23 protein-coding genes are annotated in these 16801 nt (G+C 31.7%); 19 read left to right on the top strand and 4 right to left on the bottom strand.

Going from position 1 to position 16801, the window contains the following annotated elements:
- Position 1 precedes the first annotated feature (1 nt).
- Both secG and PLD14_00325 read right to left on the bottom strand, forming a co-directional pair.
- Positions 2 to 217 (bottom strand): preprotein translocase subunit SecG, encoded by a 216-nt coding sequence (gene secG / locus PLD14_00330; GenBank protein HPR79661.1) that lies wholly within the window; start codon positions 215 to 217, stop codon positions 2 to 4.
- Between the two features lies 1 nt (position 218).
- Positions 219 to 566: a phage holin family protein gene (locus PLD14_00325; GenBank protein ID HPR79660.1), complete on the bottom strand. Its 348-nt coding sequence runs from the start codon at positions 564 to 566 to the stop codon at positions 219 to 221.
- Between the two features lie 79 nt (positions 567 to 645).
- Here PLD14_00325 and PLD14_00320 point away from each other — a divergent pair, with 79 nt between their 5' ends.
- The 11 genes from PLD14_00320 (at position 646) to PLD14_00270 (ending at position 6243) form a co-directional block, all read left to right on the top strand.
- Positions 646 to 1278 carry an SdpI family protein gene (locus PLD14_00320; GenBank protein HPR79659.1) on the top strand — a complete coding sequence of 211 codons (633 nt, stop codon included), beginning with the start codon at positions 646 to 648 and terminating at the stop codon, positions 1276 to 1278.
- A gap of 146 nt (positions 1279 to 1424) precedes the next feature.
- Positions 1425 to 1865: an NUDIX domain-containing protein gene (locus PLD14_00315; GenBank protein HPR79658.1), complete on the top strand. Its 441-nt coding sequence runs from the start codon at positions 1425 to 1427 to the stop codon at positions 1863 to 1865.
- 129 nt (positions 1866 to 1994) lie between these two features.
- Positions 1995 to 2288, top strand: a complete 294-nt coding sequence (locus tag PLD14_00310; protein ID HPR79657.1) for a co-chaperone GroES — start codon at positions 1995 to 1997, stop codon at positions 2286 to 2288.
- Positions 2289 to 2344: 56 nt separating this feature from the next.
- Positions 2345 to 2611 (top strand): hypothetical protein, encoded by a 267-nt coding sequence (locus PLD14_00305; protein ID HPR79656.1) that lies wholly within the window; start codon positions 2345 to 2347, stop codon positions 2609 to 2611.
- Positions 2601 to 2870, top strand: coding sequence for a type II toxin-antitoxin system mRNA interferase toxin, RelE/StbE family (locus tag PLD14_00300; GenBank protein HPR79655.1), 270 nt, complete (start codon positions 2601 to 2603; stop codon positions 2868 to 2870). Before PLD14_00305 ends, PLD14_00300 begins: the two co-directional genes overlap by 11 nt.
- 29 nt (positions 2871 to 2899) lie before the next feature.
- Positions 2900 to 3457 carry a LemA family protein gene (locus tag PLD14_00295; protein ID HPR79654.1) on the top strand — a complete coding sequence of 186 codons (558 nt, stop codon included), beginning with the start codon at positions 2900 to 2902 and terminating at the stop codon, positions 3455 to 3457.
- 1 nt (position 3458) lies between these two features.
- Positions 3459 to 4010 (top strand): LemA family protein, encoded by a 552-nt coding sequence (locus PLD14_00290; GenBank protein ID HPR79653.1) that lies wholly within the window; start codon positions 3459 to 3461, stop codon positions 4008 to 4010.
- Positions 4011 to 4141: 131 nt separating this feature from the next.
- Positions 4142 to 5044, top strand: a complete 903-nt coding sequence (locus PLD14_00285) for a M48 family metallopeptidase (GenBank protein ID HPR79652.1) — start codon at positions 4142 to 4144, stop codon at positions 5042 to 5044.
- Between the two features lie 192 nt (positions 5045 to 5236).
- A complete protein-coding gene (locus PLD14_00280) occupies positions 5237 to 5635 on the top strand; it encodes a DUF2178 domain-containing protein (GenBank protein ID HPR79651.1) in 399 nt (132 codons plus the stop codon).
- Positions 5619 to 5810 (top strand): helix-turn-helix transcriptional regulator, encoded by a 192-nt coding sequence (locus PLD14_00275; GenBank protein ID HPR79650.1) that lies wholly within the window; start codon positions 5619 to 5621, stop codon positions 5808 to 5810. The genes PLD14_00280 and PLD14_00275 overlap by 17 nt, the downstream gene beginning before the upstream one ends.
- Before the next feature lie 31 nt (positions 5811 to 5841).
- Positions 5842 to 6243 carry a hypothetical protein gene (locus PLD14_00270; protein HPR79649.1) on the top strand — a complete coding sequence of 134 codons (402 nt, stop codon included), beginning with the start codon at positions 5842 to 5844 and terminating at the stop codon, positions 6241 to 6243.
- A 143-nt stretch (positions 6244 to 6386) separates the two neighbouring features.
- Here the strand turns inward: PLD14_00270 and PLD14_00265 are convergent, their stop codons facing one another.
- The gene (locus tag PLD14_00265) at positions 6387 to 6716 is read right to left on the bottom strand and encodes a hypothetical protein (GenBank protein ID HPR79648.1); all 330 of its coding nucleotides are present in this window, start codon (positions 6714 to 6716) and stop codon (positions 6387 to 6389) included.
- 426 nt (positions 6717 to 7142) lie between these two features.
- Between PLD14_00265 and rsgA the strand changes: the two genes are divergently transcribed.
- The gene (rsgA, locus tag PLD14_00260) at positions 7143 to 8228 is read left to right on the top strand and encodes a ribosome small subunit-dependent GTPase A (GenBank protein ID HPR79647.1); all 1086 of its coding nucleotides are present in this window, start codon (positions 7143 to 7145) and stop codon (positions 8226 to 8228) included.
- A gap of 563 nt (positions 8229 to 8791) precedes the next feature.
- Here the strand turns inward: rsgA and PLD14_00255 are convergent.
- Entirely contained in the window at positions 8792 to 9937 is a 1146-nt protein-coding gene (locus PLD14_00255; protein ID HPR79646.1) for a glycosyltransferase, read from the bottom strand.
- Between the two features lie 195 nt (positions 9938 to 10132).
- Between PLD14_00255 and PLD14_00250 the strand changes: the two genes are divergently transcribed.
- The 7 genes from PLD14_00250 to PLD14_00220 all read left to right on the top strand — a co-directional run bounded on the left by PLD14_00250 (position 10133) and on the right by PLD14_00220 (position 16783).
- Positions 10133 to 10939, top strand: coding sequence for a prepilin-type N-terminal cleavage/methylation domain-containing protein (locus tag PLD14_00250; protein ID HPR79645.1), 807 nt, complete (start codon positions 10133 to 10135; stop codon positions 10937 to 10939).
- 267 nt (positions 10940 to 11206) lie between these two features.
- Complete coding sequence (gene rdgB, locus PLD14_00245) at positions 11207 to 11740, top strand: RdgB/HAM1 family non-canonical purine NTP pyrophosphatase (protein ID HPR79644.1); 534 nt, start codon at positions 11207 to 11209, stop codon at positions 11738 to 11740.
- A 117-nt stretch (positions 11741 to 11857) separates the two neighbouring features.
- Positions 11858 to 12574, top strand: a complete 717-nt coding sequence (locus PLD14_00240; GenBank protein ID HPR79643.1) for a HAMP domain-containing sensor histidine kinase — start codon at positions 11858 to 11860, stop codon at positions 12572 to 12574.
- 60 nt (positions 12575 to 12634) lie between these two features.
- Complete coding sequence (locus PLD14_00235) at positions 12635 to 12868, top strand: hypothetical protein (GenBank protein HPR79642.1); 234 nt, start codon at positions 12635 to 12637, stop codon at positions 12866 to 12868.
- 102 nt (positions 12869 to 12970) lie between these two features.
- Entirely contained in the window at positions 12971 to 13312 is a 342-nt protein-coding gene (locus PLD14_00230) for a hypothetical protein (protein HPR79641.1), read from the top strand.
- A 101-nt stretch (positions 13313 to 13413) separates the two neighbouring features.
- Positions 13414 to 16137 carry an AAA family ATPase gene (locus PLD14_00225; protein HPR79640.1) on the top strand — a complete coding sequence of 908 codons (2724 nt, stop codon included), beginning with the start codon at positions 13414 to 13416 and terminating at the stop codon, positions 16135 to 16137.
- Positions 16124 to 16783 (top strand): S1C family serine protease, encoded by a 660-nt coding sequence (locus PLD14_00220; protein ID HPR79639.1) that lies wholly within the window; start codon positions 16124 to 16126, stop codon positions 16781 to 16783. The genes PLD14_00225 and PLD14_00220 overlap by 14 nt, the downstream gene beginning before the upstream one ends.
- Positions 16784 to 16801 lie beyond the last annotated feature (18 nt).

Raw genomic sequence — 16801 nt, 5'->3', positions numbered from 1 at the left:
ATTAGTATACCAAGTTTAGCACGGTAAGAGCTAGAAAAGCGATGGTCAAGACTATAGTTGCCCATAAAAGATTTTTTTGGATGCCTCTTCTTGTGCTGTAAACTTCTCCACCTCCTCCAAAAGCAGAACCTAAAGCGGTTCCTCTCTGCTGAAGAAGAATAGCGATAACAATTAAAATCGAAACTACTGATTGTGCGATAAGTAAATTATTGTTCATTTTATTTAAAAGCCATTGAGGATATTTGTTCAGTTCCCCAGATGATTAGGGTTGTAAAAAAGATATTATTAATTCCGAATATTTCGAACATATCGGCAGGGAATAAACAATCAACTAGCCAGACCAGAAACATCATTATAATAATTGAGAAAAGATTCAATGTTATTATCCTTAAGGGCAGGGTGACTAGTGAAAGAATTGGTCTGACAAAATACATTAGTAATCCGATAACTAGGCCAACAAGTATTATGGTCTTAAAATTACCATCATAGGTTACGCCAGGAAGAAAATATGCTGATATTCCTATCCCTATTATTCCCGAGATTAGTTTGGCTATCAAACTATTCATATATAGCAATATTATCAGATTTGCGTTAAAAGTCAACAGCGTGATATGATATTTATACAGATTATAAATATCTAGTTTTATGAATAAAAGACAAATTTTAAACATAATTACGGTTCTATTAGCTTTTGCCATTGCTATATATTTTCAACCCATAATGCCAACAAAAATGGCTTCGCATTGGAATTGGCAGGGGAATGTCGATGGATATATGAATAAAAATTTAGCTCTTTTCTTTTTTCCTTTTTTAATGATTTTTGTAAATATTCTTTTCTATTTTATTCCCAAAATAGATCCACAAAAGAAAAATATCGAGAAATTTTATGATTCTTACGATAACTTTATTCTCGCTTTTAATATTTTCTTTCTTTATCTTTATTCTATAACTATTGCTTGGAATAGGGGTTTTAATATGAATATGAATGTAGTTTTGATGCCCGGATTTGCATTTCTTTTCTATTTTTGTGGAGATTTGCTTAAAAATGCTAAAATGAATTATACGATTGGAATTAAGTTACCTTGGACGTTAGCTAGCGAAACAGTATGGGATAAAACGCATAAACTAGGAGAAAAGTTGTTTAAACTAACCGCTTTGAGTACACTTTTAGGAGTTTTTTTTAGTCAATACGCAATATGGTTTATGTTTGTTCCCTTAATCATTTCGATTGTTTATCTATTTATTTACTCATATCTTGAATATCAGAAAATAAAATAATCACAAAATTCTTTCATTTTATTTACTTCTTTTTTTCTTAGAGTTTTGAGATGGTTCGAATCCCACCGCCCCTGCAAAATTAAGCCGACACTTCTGTCGGTTTTTGTTTTGTGATATGATAACTCTGTAAAACTTTTTAAAAGAATATGGACGAAAAAAAACTACAAATATATCAGGTAGGAATAAAAGGAGTTATAGTTAATCCCAAAAATAAAGCTCTGGTTATGCTCAAAACTGTTAATGGAAAAACGTTTTGGGACGTTCCTGGAGGAAGAATGGAAAAGGGGGAAACAATAAAACAAACCATGGATAGGGAATTAAGAGAAGAGATTCCTAATATTAAAGAATTTCGAGTTAAAAATATTCTTAATGTTGATGCTGTACATAGATTAGATACGGTTGAGGATATAGACCTTCTTCTAGTTTTTTATAAAGTAGAATCTAATTTAGAAAAAATTGAGTTAAGTAAAGAACATCAATTATACAGATGGGTATCTCTTGAAGAAATAAAACTTTTAGAAAAAGACGCTCCCATCAGAGATGGAATAAAAGAAGCCTTAATGTCGTCCCTAAAAAGAAACACTTAGCTTCAAAAAGGTTCCAAGTTCGTCCCATTATTACTTAACTGTGATACATTTTCTTATTTTTTTGTACAAAATTTAACACAACTTAGGTTCGCTATTTGGATGATTTTTTGATATAATCAAAACAAAAATATGAAGATAAAACCGTTATCAAGCAATATTGTCATCGAACAATTAAAAGCAGAAGAAAAAAATAAAGGAAAAATATTACTTCTTCAATCAACCGAAAAGGATGGTCCACAGCAGGGAAAAGTGATTGCTGTTGGTCCTGGTAAAAGAAATTCTCAAGGAAAGGCAATACCAATGGAGATAAAGAAAGGGGATATAATCTTGTTTAGTAAATATACTTCTCATGAAATTAAAATAGGAGATAAAAATTGTTTGGTTTTAAAAGAAGAAGATGTTTTGGGAATAATTGAAGAATAGTTGACAGATTCGATATCCTGTAATACAATTGTATTATAAAATAAAAATATAAAACTATGCGCAAAGTTTTAAGTATTTCAACAACAGAAGCAATGGAAAAAAAGGCAAAACGTAATGCTAAAAAAAATGGTTTTAGTAATGTTAGTCAGTATGTCAACTATTTATTTTCCATGAATGACGATATGATTTCAGAAGAAGAATTATTGGAATGTTCAAAAAGGGCAAGAGAAGATTATAAGAAGGGTAAAATTATTAGAGCTAAATCTATTGCTGATCTTGTTAAAAATGCTGATAAATATAGAGCTCAATTAAATGACAATTAAGAGCATTATCTACGCTTCTGATTTTTTAAACAATATAGAGGATCTTCCTCGGGAAATCGTTGATTTGGCGGTTAAAAAAGAAAAAATATTAAAAGAAAGTCCATTTCATCCTTCTTTAAGGTTGCATCCGCTTAAGGGGAGGCTTAGGGGCTTATGGTCAATAAGTGTAAATATGCAATACCGTATTATTTTTCAATTGGAAGATAATAACGCGGTTTTTATTTCTATCGGCAAGCACGATATATATAAGAACCTTTAATTTGTTTCTTTTTCTGATATAATATAAATATGCAAACCCTATACGTTTTATTAATAATAATTATTCTTTTCTTTTTATTCATTTTAGGAAATTTTTTGTTTTTAATAAGAGTTAAAAAACAGACAGTTAAGGCTTTTAAAGAAGTAGATAATTATTTAAAAAGAAAAATTGAACTAGCTAATCAGGTTCTTTCAGAAATATCAAAATATGTTTCTTATGAAAAAGATTTTGTGAAGAACATTTCTGAAGCGAAAAGAAGGGCAGAAGAAGCAACAACAGTTAAAGAAAAAAAAGAAGCTGGTAGTGTTTTATCAATTGTTTTGAGAGCTGCTTTTGCTGCCTCGGAAAAGTATCCAGAGTTAAAAGTTTCTCAAAAATTAAAACAACTTAAGGGAGAAATTGATGAAATAGAGGAGGGAGTAGATTCATTAAAGAGTTTATTTCAAGAATTAATTGAAGCAGTAAAGAAGCTCTTGAAAACCAAGCCATTTGGTGTAATATATGATTTATTCAAGAAGGAGACTAAGATTGTTAATGAAAAAGTCAAAAAAGTTAAAAAAAGAATAATTAAAAATAAAAAAAAATAATATGTCAACAATTGTTATCATCTTAGCCGCTATATTTGTTGTTTTATTATATGTCATGGTGGCATATAACGGACTAATTACTTTAAGAAACAGGGTAAAAGAAGCCTGGTCAGATATTGACGTTCAATTAAAGAGAAGATATGATCTGATTCCTAATCTTATTGAAACAGTAAAAGGATATGCTTCTCACGAAAAGGAAACTTTTGATAGGGTTATTGAAGCAAGAAACAAAGCTATGTCCGCAACTGGTTTAAAAGAAAAAGGAGAGGCGGAAAATGCTTTATCAGGAACATTAAAGAGTTTATTCGCTTTATCAGAAAGTTATCCTGACTTGAAAGCTTCAGTTAATTTTCTTGAGTTACAAAAGGAATTAACAGATACTGAAGACAAGATTCAGGCAGCTAGAAGATTTTACAATGGCAATGTTATGGATTTCAACACTAAACTGGAAATGTTCCCCAGTAATATGATTGCACAGATGTTCGGATTCAAGGCTTCTGAATTTTTTGTAGCTGAAGAGGGGGAGAAAATAACACCAAAGGTCAGTTTTTAATAAGTTAAATTTTAAAGTTATGAAAAATATTTCTAAGTGTATTTTAAAGCAGAAAAAAAGACTAAGAAGAAAATTCAATAAGCTCACCGAAAGGGATACGAAGAGGAGGGGGCTCGATAAAAAGAAATAGTATGCCAACGCTATATAATATAGCTGATTCTAATGTTAGGAAAACATGGTTTTTGATAACCTTTTTTCTTGTTTTTGTAATTCTTTTAGGCTGGCTCTTCAGTTATATCATGAATAGCTCGGCAATATTATACATTGCAGTTATTTTTAGTGTTTTAACTAGTATTTCTTCTTATTGGTATTCAGATAAGATTGTTTTGATGTCTACAGGAGCAAAGCCGATTGAAAAAAGCGATAATCCAGAACTATATAGAATTGTTGAAAATCTTTGTATTACGGTTGGTATTCCTATGCCTAAAATATATATTCTAAATGAAGCTCAGCCTAATGCTTTTGCTACAGGTAGGGACGAAAAACATGCAGTAGTTGCAGTAACTAAGGGTCTTTTAGGAAAATTAGAAAAGAAAGAAATCGAAGGAGTTATTGCTCACGAATTGTCTCACATTAAAAACAAAGACATGCTTTTGCAAACGGTGGTCGTTGTTTTGGTGGGAGTGATTTCTATTATTACAGATTTTTTCTTGAGAATAAGTTTCTGGGGAGGGAACAGGGATAATGATGATAACTCTAATTCTAATGCCATTATGATGGTTGTTGGAATTGCTGTGGCGATATTAGCTCCAATTGCCGCAACTTTAATTCAATTATCAATTTCTAGAAAAAGAGAATTTTTAGCCGATGCTTCAGGAGCATTATTAACTAGATATCCAGAAGGACTAGCAAGTGCTTTAGAAAAGATTGCCTCAGACGATAGTCGATTAAGAACAGCTAATAGTTCCAATGCCCATCTTTTTATTTCTTCTCCTTTTAGAGGAAAAGAAAGCAAGAGCTGGTTTAATAAGTTATTTTTAACTCATCCGCCAGTAGAAGAAAGGGTGGCTAATTTGAGGGGGATGAAGATTTAGTTAGGAGAGGTACAAAAGTGGCTTAATTGGCAGTCCTGGAAAGACTGTGTGCGGAAACGTACCGAGGGTTCGAATCCCTCCCTCTCCGCTAAGACAATTTATTATCGGAGTCAACCCATTTATCTATGCCTACTTGACAATAATGTTATGTTTTTCTAACATATAAATAGTTAGAAATAATTAACAAATAATATGACATTAAAAACATACAACAAAATAAAGTTGGGAATAGTTGTTATCACGACTTTTATATTTAGTCAGTTTTTGGTTCTTCGTAATTTTTTCATTCCGATCATGGTTTTGGGTTTATCATCCTTTACACTCTTTTATTTAAGGAAAAAAGTAATCGAAGTTGTAGCGGATGAGAGAGATTACCAAATTGGGGGAAAATCGGCACTGCTTGCTATCCAACTGACATCATGGATTGGAGTAATTATTATGTTCATCTTGTACGCCCTTAGTAACGCAAACCCTTTTTATCAACCTATTGCTATGACTTTGGCTTTTTCAGTTTGTATCCTGATGATTACCTACTCATTCATTTTTAAATATTACAGTAAACATAACCCTAAAGATGAAAAACGAGATTAAAAAAAATAGAATTAAATTCGGTATTACTCAGGAGGAGCTGGCAGAGAAAGTTGGAGTAAGACGAGAGACTATCGTTTTTCTTGAACAAGGAAAATATAATCCCTCTCTTAAATTAGCGCTTAATATTGCGAAGGAGTTAAAAACTCCAATTGACAAATTATTTTCTCTATCATAAGAGCGTTTTCTTGATGTAATATTAATAGCTTATGATTTTTGAACATTATTCAAAAAATAAAAAGATATTATTACTTGTCTCTGCAATTATTTTGATTGTTGGGGTTTTTCTATCTTTATATTCCTCAGTAATTTTCCAAGAAGGTAATCCTTGGCCACAAATTAAAGGCATTACCCAACTAACTTTTGATAAGTCGGATATTGTAAAATTGTCTGGCTCGGATAATAAATATCTAACAAAAAGCCAAGGTGGACCAATGGCTGTTGAGGTGTTTATGAAAGATCGTGGATATGAATATACGGATCAAATGGGATCAGGATATTTTTATAAATCATCCGACAAGACAGTTGTTTTAATCAGACGCCAATACAGTCGTTTTTATACAATTTGGACTATTACCGAAAATGTTACAGAGCCACATACATTGAAGTGAGACCTAAATTCATGCTAAAATACCCTTATAACACTTGTAACCTCGGGTACTTAACCCGACTACACCGCTCAGAATTAGTTATATTTTGAAGGTTCGAATCCTTTCTCCCCTGCAAATTACTAAATAAAAAAGTCGTCTTAATTTTACTTAAGACGATCCATAATATTTTTCCGAAGAATAATAAAGTCATCAGGGGCCAATTCTTCTTTAGCTAATAGTAGCTCTTCGAAGATGGCTTCGACATGAGCTGCCGGATGATAATTATTTACCATTGCTTCGACAGCTTTTTTTATTTCTTCAGAAACGAACTCTGGAGAGGGAGCATCTAGGGCTTCTCTTATTAACCGTATTTTGGAAAATACAGTTTCAAAGATCTGCTCATTACTCTTTTTCTCTCTGAGTAATTTTCCTTCCCAATATTCATGGAAGATAGTATATCTCCAAAACTTATCTGGACCAGTAATGAATATCATTAAGGGTCCATCAAGTTTGTGAAGCCACACCGATCCTCTTGAATACTTTGAATGGAATAGCTTTTTCCTTAAAAGGAACGGCGATACCTTTAGGTAGGGAATTGATACCCCCCTAATTGTCTCATAGCTTTTAGGTCTTATTTCCCAAAGATATATGAGAATTCTTAGCCTAAACTCTGTGAAACTAAATTCATCTAGAAATTCTCTGCAGTTCAACTTCAAGCCCCCACTAATATCTTTCCATAGAATAACATATTTATTATAAAAGTCAAATATTATGTATAGCTACCCTCAAAAAGGTTCCGAGTTCGTCCCATCGCCCCTGTCAGTATAAGAATCCTTATTTTGTAAGGCTTTTTAAGTAACCATGATATGATTTTGGAGCTTTTTATTGGTACTTTCTAATTTTATAAGTATAATAAAAGTATGTCTAATGAGACAATAAAAATGAAATTTGAAGATTTAGGCTATAATGATTTTTTCGAATCGAAAAGAAATTTTTTAAAATTGGAAAAATATTCAATTGCTAGGGTTATTTCTGAATATAAAGGAGCATACAAAGTAAAGGATATAAATGGTGAGTATTTGGCAAGAGTAACCGGAAAAAAGATATTTAATGCTACAAAAAGAGAAGATTATCCGGCGGTTGGGGATTGGGTAGCTGTAACTATGCCTGATAAAGAAATGGCAATTATTCATGAAATCCTACCAAGACAAACCATACTTTATAAAAAATATAGCAATAAGCAAGATATTCAAATCATTGCTACTAATATTGACACAGCTTTCATTGTTGAATCTGTTGATAGGGATTATAATCTTAATCGCTTTGAGAGATATCTTGTTTTGGCAAATGAGGGCAAAATTAAACCGATGATTATACTAAATAAAATTGATTTAATTTTAGAAACAGAATTAAATCAAAAAATAGATAAAATAAAAAACAGATTTAATAATATAGATATTATTTCAACCAGTACGATTTCTGAGCAAGGATTAGATGAATTAATGTATTACATAGAAAAAGGAAAGACGTATTGTTTTTTGGGTTCATCTGGTATAGGAAAATCATCTTTAATAAATAAGTTGATCGGAAAAAATAAAATTAAAACAAACGAAATAAGTTCTTCAACCCATAAGGGCAAGCATACAACCACAACTAGAGAAATGTATTTTCTAGAAAATGGCGGGATTGTCATTGATAATCCGGGAACAAGAGAGGTGGGAGTCGCGGGAGCAAATACCGGAATAGATAATATTTTTGACAAAATCGTTGCTTTGGCCAAAGATTGTAAATACGCCGACTGTACTCACACACAAGAATCCGGCTGTGCTGTTTTAGAAGCTGTCAGAACAAAAAAAATAGACGAAGAAAAATATCTAAATTATATTAAATTAAAAAAAGAAGCTGAGCATTACGAAATGACCGATATTGAAAAAAGAAGAAAAGATCGTAAATTTGGAAAATTCATAAAAAATTCATTAGATCAATTAAAGAAAATTAAGCCTTAATTTATAAAAATATTCTTTAAAAAGGTTTAGAGTTTGTCTCATTATTTCTTGTCATTGACTTAATATTGTAATATGTTATTATTTTGTTAATCCCTAATCAGGATTAACAAAAAAGAGGCGTTTGTTTTGATGACCCCAGAAGAAGCTCTTCCGATTATTGAAGAGAAATATATTGAGATTTTGGCGAAATGCTCGAATCTTGAGAAACGATTTGAGAAATTAATGGAGCTCTTTCCAGAAAGTATATTTTGGAGTCCATTACCTGCAAGGTGGCTGGTTTACCAGTTGTACCTTAACCATGGCCTAGACTTCGGGATATGCAAATTCTACTCCTTTGAGAAGGGAGACCAGTACTGCTCGGCCAACGGAGCAAAGTGTATGTGCACTTGCGTCATTCCTCAAAAACAATGTGTTGTTCGGGACCGTTATGGCGAGTTGAACAGACCAGAACTTCAACAGTTTTAAAACCCTACCAATGTGTAGGTCTTTTTTTATACATAATTTAACTTCAATTAAGTTTTAATATTTTTTAATAATCACCCTGTAACTTCAAAATTAATAAACTATTTTTTAGAGAAATCTTTTAAGATTTTAATTATTTTTTGGGAAACATTTTCACAATCTACTAAATTTTTAAGATTTTTTACCTTTGAAGATTCTAATTTTTTACCACAAAAATTAATGGTTTTGTTGGCCACCAATTCTAAATCATCAAAATCTACAACCATTTCTTCTAATCCTGCCCGATAAAATACTTCCGAGCAGCCCATATTTTTATTTACCAATACGGGGGTTCCCGTACAAGCTGTTTCAACTGGAACATTGCCAAATGTTTCAAAATGGGATGGGCTTATTACTAACCCTTGTTTTTGATAAAAAGAACTCATTTCTCCATTAGACATCATTGGGACTATCTTTATATCGCTAGGCATATTTTTAATGGCTTTATATTCTTTTCCATTTACTATCGTAGCCTCATGCTTCCATCCTTTTCGTTTTAATAATAAATGAAGAGAAATGAAGGCTTCTATATTTTTAATAGGAGCATCTCTACCAATAAAAACTATTTTATTTGTTCGTGATTTGCTTTGTTTTTTTTCTTTAGTAAAAACGGGCGATATTGGATTAGGAATAACGCATCCATCCTTTACTTTTTTAAAATTCGATATTTCGTTTAAAACCAGGTCTTTACATATTTGAGAAGGAAAAATTATTGAAGAAGAATTTTTAATAATATTTTTTTCCATTTCCAAGAAAATATTTCTTTGGTTTTGCTTAAAATGAGCAGTCTCTTTTGCAAGAACTCCTGCGTACCACAAAATAATCGGAATTCCTTCTTTGCGAGCCGCTATTGATAGTATCCATGGAATATAATACGTTCCATTTATTAAAAAAATATCAGGTTTTTCTTTTCTTAAAATATCTCTTACTATTTCTATTATTGATTTAAATTTTTCTTCAACATCTTTAAGAGAATTGGCGTTTTTTGTTATTTCATTTATTGAAAAATCGCAAATACTAATAATTTGATGGTCGAACCAATTAGGAGATAAATGCCTATATACTTTCGGTGATTTAAATTTTCTGAAAGCATTTAACTCTATACCCAAGAAAGATATATTTGATCCGTGGAGATAGTTTAAAAGATTTAAATTAACAGAAGTTATTCCGCCCAATGGCTCTCTAGTAATATTTATAGCAACTTTCATTAGTATTTTAAAAAGACCAAATGGTCATTATTTTTCTATATTCTAACACAAATTAACGATCTTGACAATGGTAAATTCGTCAAGTATGTTTAATTTAACCTCAAACAAATTCTAGTGTCGTTCCATCACTCCTAGTCTTTTCTTTTTTCTTTTTGTTTGTTAAAATATATTAAATAAAAATAATAAATTAAAACAATGAACAAAAAAGGTTTTACTTTGATTGAAGTGTTAGTCGTCATTGCTATCATTGGAATTCTTTCTGGCATAATTATCGTTAGTGTAAATGGAGCAATTAATTCTGCTAATGATGCTAGGAGAAGAACGGATATTGATACGATAAGAAGAGCAGTTATCTATTACAAAATTCAAAGTGTAGACGGATTATATCCAGTCGAGGAAGATGTGTGTACTATTGGTGGAGGAACTACTCCTTGCACTGTTATTACTTCAATCATTCCTAATTTTCCAGTTGATCCTGTCTCTGGCTACTATACTTACGCCTCAGACGGAACTGATTTTACCATTAGTTCTACTTTATCCGATTCAACGATTTATTCTTATAATTCTACAACTGGGTTTGCGAGTGAAACAGGAGGAGGAAGTGAAATTTTAATCAATGGAGGATTTGAGTTGGGAAATGTTGGATGGACAACATATAGCGATGCAGGTATTTATTCTGACTCTGAGTATGCTCGTTCTGGTTCATATTTTGCATATGTATATACTGATGGGACAGCAACAACATATATTGAACAGACTATTGACTTTACTAATGTAAACACTTTAACATTCTGGGAACTTGCTCCTTTTGGATTTAGATCAATTTTGATTGGAGGAACGGAAGCATGGTCGTCTTCTTATGAAGTTTTAGAATATTCTCGGATAGATATAGACACTTCTTCTTTTGATGGTTTGCAAACATTAAGATTTTCATCGGATTCTGATGCCGAAACTGCTTGGTACATAGATGATGTTAGTGTTTCTGATCAACAAGTATGGTGATGTCCAAATATCTTTAATGTTTTCGATGTAATTTATTAAAAATTATATCATCTTGTAGAATTAAACCGAAATTTTCTAGCTTTTTATCCTCAATTAATATATAATATTATTAATGAATAAACTAAATCCAAAAACAGAGGAAGGGGTCTTGGTGATAACCGCCCTTTTTGTTCTTGTTTCTTCAATGTTTAATGCAATAATTTCAATCATCCTAGCTTCATCTTGTTTGTTTATATTTTTTGCATATAATTTAGTGACCAAAAAATAATGATTTTCGTAACTGGTAATCATCAAAAACTTAAAGAGTTTGAGTCGATTTTAGAAATCAAACTAAGCCATTCAGATTTAGATTTGGACGAGATTCAGTCGGTTGATGTTGAAGAGGTGGCGATTCACAAAGTAAAGCAAGCTTATGAATTATTAAAAGAACCAGTATTTGTTGAAGATACTGGATTATATTTTGAAGAACTGAATGGTTTGCCTGGAGCATTAGTTAAATTTTTTTTAAAAAAATTAACATTAAAACAAATTTGTTCTTTAATTAAAGAAAACAGAAAAGCAATAGCCATTACTTGTATTGCATATTTTAATGGGGCAGAATTAAAAATATTTAAAGGGGAAACAAGAGGGGAAATAGCCAAAGAGCCAAAAGGAACAAATGGATTTGGTTGGGATCCTATTTTTATGCCCGAAGGATACAGTCAAACCTTTGCTGAAATAACTTCTGAAGAAAAAGAAGGGAATTTTATGCGAAGAGAGGCAATTAATAAATTCAAAGTTTTTGTTGACAAAATCAATTAAATATTATATAAAATATAAAAGATTTGGACATTAACAATTTAAGATTGATTAACAGCTTAACTTAAGACGATTTAGTCTTTTTAAGTTAGGCTGTTTATCAGTCTAAAGGATGATTTGATGGTTATTAAGCAAGCTCTTAAGCAAATTCTTAATGATTTAGTAGGGGTAATTAAAAATCCCCAAAACATCATTAATGAGAAGAATAAGGAGATAGGATATATGAATTTCATGCATCAATTATTCATGCATGAAATTATAAATTGCCAGTTGGTAATTAATTCTTACACCCATCTTCTTAAGGAGACGAAAGATGAACAAAAGAGGTTGGACATGCTTGAGAAGATGTCTGCTTCTTTAGATGAAATGACTAACTTATTGAATGAATGGTCTAGCCTCCAAAGGGCTGGTTACCAAATGCAAGAGCAGACTTTGTCGGAAATTTTTGAAAGATGTATTTTTCATTCAAAAATAAAAATTAATATCATCAACGATAACATATCCATCATCAGCATCCCTGCCTTCAAATTAGTCATGTACAGCATGATCAACAATACAGTTGCACATGGAGGAGAAGAAGTAACTGAAATCAATATTGACTGGCAAAAAACTTCCACCGGTATCACCATTATCTATGAAGATAATGGCGTGGGTATCCCTGATTCTCAAAAATCTTTAATTTTTAAAAAAGGGTTTGGGAAGCATACTGGTATGGGTTTATTTTTAGCGAAGCAAATTTTAAAAATGACAGGATTCGAAATCGCTGAAAAGGGGATATATGGAAAAGGAGCAAGATTTGAAATCTGTATTCCTAATGGTGCATACAGGCTATATTAACAAAATATAGCCTGTTTTTATTTTGTTTGACAAAATATATAGATGTTGTATAATATAATTATGGAAACTGTGTTAGTTAGGAAAAGCTTAAGGCCAGCAAAGGCCCTAAGCAGAGCAGCAACTACCATTAAGCATGACTTCATTATAGGAGTCAAAGAAAGGGAACTGATAAAAGAAGGCAGAAATATTTCTCAAGGCGTTCTTCGGATCCATCTCTTTGGAAAGGGAGATACCATCAAGAAATTTCTGTTCATTGTGAACAGTTGTTCAGATACTGTTCTTTCAGTTTCATAACCCATCTTTTTGAGAAAAATTCAAGATAGGTGGGTTTTTATTTACTGTTGATTAATTATTGACAAAATACACAACAGTTGTAAGATTTATGGAGGCATTTTTATGTTCACATGTGATTCTAAATATACATATCTTAAGAAGGCAAAAGAGGACGTGGCAAGAATTTTACTCCAAACCTTCGTAAGAGAGCATAATGTACAGATCGCCAACTTAGTTCATGAAAAATTAAACAAGGACGAAGAGGTGGAACAAATTTTGGTTAAAGCTTCGGTTGAGATAGGAGATTATTCTTATCAAGAAGCTTTAGTCGAAGTTGAAAAGATAGGCATCTTCCGTAGGATTTATCTTGCATTTAAAGAAGTTGATCATAGGGATATTTTTATCAACGAGACAGTCTGTGGATTAGCGCTTATCATCACCATTAAAGCAATCACTTTAAAGTAAATCCGCATTCTTTTAAACAAAAGATTTTGCGGGTTTTATTATTGCATTTTTATCACTTTCGGGGTAAGATTGATATATAAAGTTTATCATTTTTAAAAAATATGGAAGGAATAAATTTTACAAATAAAGCTCAAAAAATAGTAATGCAAGCACAAAATTTGGCCCGAGATATGGGGCAACAGCATATTGATGCCTTGCACTTACTTTTTGCTATATTATCGGACAATGACAATATTGTTTTTACCCTTTTAAACAAGCTAAATGTTGATATTGAAGATTTACAGAAAAAGATAAGAAGTGCTTTAGGCCAAATTCCGACTATAACAAACAATAAAATAGTAGGGCAGTTTTATCTTACTCAAGATATGGACAGAGTTTTAAATGGAGCAAAAGATGAAGCGATAAACATGGGAGATGATTTTGTTTCATTGGAGCATCTATTTTTATCACTTTTAAATACAAGTAGTCTTGCTGGAGACATTTTGAAAAGAGTTACATATTTGAGGACATTGGGCAGCGAAGAGCAAAAAGAAAAGTTAGACTATTTTTCTGCTCAAAAAGTATTTGGACAAATAAGGGGAGGCGAAAAAATTACTACTCCCAATCCTGAAGCTAGATATAAGATATTAGAAAATTATACCAGAAATTTAACTACTTTAGCTAAAAAGGGAAAACTTGATCCTGTGGTTGGAAGAGATGACGAAATTAGAAGACTAATGCAGATTTTATCTCGTCGAACCAAAAATAATCCAGCTTTAATTGGAGAGCCAGGAGTTGGAAAGACTGCTATAGTTGAGGGTCTAGCTCAAAGAATAGTTAGAGGAGATGTTCCTGAAAGTTTAAAAGATAAGGAATTAGTTAGTCTTGATTTAGGAGCAATGATTGCTGGAACAAGATTTAGAGGTGAATTTGAAGAGAGAATCAAAATGCTTTTGAAAGAAATCAAGAAAGGAGAAGGAAAATATTTATTATTTATAGACGAATTACATACTTTAGTTGGAGCTGGTTCAGCTGAAGGTGCGGTTGATGCTTCTAATCTTTTAAAGCCTGCGTTATCAAGAGGAGAATTGAGAGCTATTGGAGCGACAACAATTAAAGAATATCATAAATATATTGAGAGTGATGCAGCATTGGAAAGAAGATTCCAACCAATTTTTGTTACCGAGCCGAGCATTGAAGACACAATCTCCATATTAAGAGGAATCAAAGAGAAGTACGAACTACATCATGGATTAAAAATTAAAGATTCAGCTTTGATTGCTGCCGCCGAATTATCAGCCAGATACATTACTGATAGATTTTTACCAGACAAGGCAGTTGATTTAATGGATGAGGCTGCTTCAGCCTTAAGATTAGAAATAGAATCTAACCCGATTGAATTAGAAGATTTAAGAAAAGAAATTCAGAAATTAGAAATTGAAAGAGAAGCTTTAAAGAAAGAAATTTTAAATGCTAACAATAAAGAAAAAGAACATATAGAGAGAAGAGAAAAAGTTATTAGTCGTGAATTAGCCGAACTTTCGGAAAAAGCTAATACTTTCTCAGTTAGATGGAAAACCGAAAAAGAAACCATGTCTAATATTAAAAGTTTAAAAGAGAATATTGATAGGGAAAAATATCAACTAGAGAAACTATTAAAAGAAGGTGATTTGCAAAAAGTTGCGGAAATAAAATATGGGACCTTGCCTGATTTATTTGCTAAATTAAAAAAACAGGAGAATAAACTAATTAGATTGCAAAAACAGAATCCTATTTTAAAACAAGAGATTGGGCCAGAAGAAATAAGTCGAGTTGTTTCGCGTTGGACAGGAATTCCCGTAACTAGACTGATGGAATCAGAAGCTTTTAAATTGGAGAATATGGAGAAAGAGTTGGGCAAAAGAATTATTGACCAAGAAGAGGCAATTAAGGCTGTTTCTAATGCTATTAGGCGTTCTAGGGCTGGTATATCTGAAGAATCAAGGCCTCTAGGTTCCTTTATGTTTCTAGGCCCAACAGGAGTTGGAAAAACAGAGACTGCTAAAGCTCTAGCTGAGTTCTTGTTTAATGATGAGAATGCCATGATTAGAGTTGATATGTCTGAATATATGGAAAAGTTTGATGTATCAAAAATGATTGGTAGTCCTCCAGGATACGTTGGTTATGATGAGGGGGGTCAATTAACCGAAAAAGTAAGAAGAAGGCCATATAGTGTTATTCTTTTAGACGAAATTGAAAAAGCTCATCCCGAAGTTTTTAATATTTTACTTCAGGTTTTAGAAGATGGACGATTGAGCGATTCTAAGGGAAGAGTAGTTTCTTTCAAGAACACTATCTTAATTATGACTTCGAATATAGGTTCTGATATTATTGCCAAAGAAGCTCCTTTGGGTTTTATTGATAATGGAAAATTAAGCCAGAAAGAAGGGCTAAAAGAAAAAATTCAAGGAGCATTGAAGGAAAAATTCAAGCCCGAATTCATTAACAGGGTCGATGAAATTGTTATCTTCGACTATTTAGGAGCAGAAGAAATCAAACAAATTGTTGATTTAGAGTTAAATAAGGTTCAAAAGAGATTAGGGAAAAAGGATATTAGAATTATTGTTTCTGAAAAAGCTAAGCAATCATTAGCGAGACAAGGATTTGATCCTAATTTAGGAGCTCGTCCCCTAAAAAGAATAATCCAGAAATTGATTTTAAATCCCATGGCTTTAAAGATTGTAACCGATGAGATAAAAGATGGAGATACCATCTCAATAGATGCTGATAAAGATGATATTTTTTTAAAAACAATATCTAATAAGAAAACTAAAAAACCTTTAGCGAAAGTTAATGCAAATAAATAATTTTTTAAAAGTAATAATAGTTATTCTTTTGGGAACACTAGGTGGAACGATCGCCTGGCTTTTTGTTTTTAAAAATCAATCAGCCTTTGTTCAACTAGTTAATAAGGAGGAAAGGGTATATATTGAGGAAAACACAGCCTTAACAAGCGCTATCAAAAATGTAAAAGATTCGGTCGTTAATTTAAAGACTGAATATAATAAAAAAGAAATTCAAGGTTTTGGTTTAGTTTTAACTGTCGATGGATTAATTATTACTCTTGCTGAAAATGTACCCCAAGGATCTAAAGTAAATATTACAATTAACGGAGGGAGCAGTATTTCTTATCAGGTTTTAAAAAGAGACCTAAATGAAAACTTAGCTTTAATTAAGCTTGATAAAAATAATCTTCAAGCTAAAGGATTTTTTGATTTATCTAAATTGGAAATAGGAACGAGAGTTTTTATTTTATCAAATAGCGTAAACGAAGGAATTGTTAAAACTTTTGATGAAAATTTAATTAAAACTAATATTATCGAAAATGAAAAAATTAATGGTGCTCCTGTTTTCGATATTAAGGGGGAAGTTTTGGGAATAGGATATAGGGATATTAATGATTTTATAAACATTATTCCTGTCTCAAAGATTAAATCTTTTTCCGGTTTGTAACTTTATATAGTTTGACAA

This window comes from Candidatus Pacearchaeota archaeon (assembly GCA_035404185.1).
Classification (GTDB): Bacteria; Patescibacteriota; Minisyncoccia; order Minisyncoccales; family Minisyncoccaceae; genus UBA2211.
Note: the sequence above shows the minus strand (reverse complement) of the source record. Positions and strands in the feature narration are given on the sequence as shown.